The sequence below is a fragment of the Lysinibacillus antri genome (assembly GCF_003977595.1).
Classification (GTDB): Bacteria; Bacillota; Bacilli; order Bacillales_A; family Planococcaceae; genus Ureibacillus; species Ureibacillus antri.
Genome location: NZ_RYYR01000080.1, coordinates 1 through 673 on the forward strand (window position 1 = coordinate 1; position 673 = coordinate 673).

The 673-nt window shown below is 43.4% G+C and carries 1 rRNA gene; it reads left to right on the plus strand.

Annotated elements, in window-relative coordinates:
* Positions 1-673 (plus strand): 23S ribosomal RNA (locus EK386_RS20735); the annotation flags it as partial.

Sequence of the window (673 nt, forward strand, 5' to 3'; positions counted from 1 at the left end):
AAGAAATCAACCGAGATTCTGTAAGTAGCGGCGAGCGAAAGCGGAAGAGCCTGTTAGTGATAATGGTTTTGTTAGGAGAATGAGCTGGGAAGCTCAATCGTAGAGGGTGATAATCCCGTATCCGAAAACATTATTATGGTACTAAGCTAACGACAAGTAGGGCGGGACACGAGAAATCCTGTTTGAAGATGGGGGGACCATCCTCCAAGGCTAAATACTCCTGATTGACCGATAGTGAACCAGTACTGTGAAGGAAAGGCGAAAAGAACCCCGGCGAGGGGAGTGAAAAAGAACCTGAAACCGTGTACGTACAAGCAGTGGGAGCACGCTTAGGCGTGTGACTGCGTACCTTTTGTATAATGGGTCAGCGACTTATATTCTGTAGCAAGGTTAACCGAATAGGGGAGCCGAAGGGAAACCGAGTCTTAACTGGGCGTTAAGTTGCAGGGTATAGACCCGAAACCCGGTGATCTAGCCATGAGGGGTTTCCTATTATTTGCATTCTTTGTTTCTATTATGCTTTTTTTTACGTTACTGGTGTTTTTATTTTTTGTGTTTCTTTTTTTTATTGGATCATGTTTTCTTCTTCACTTCGTTTTCTGTCTTGTCTCCGGCTTACCCTTTTTTATGATATGTACGTCGAATTCTTGTTTCTTGCTTCTTTTGGTTTTGT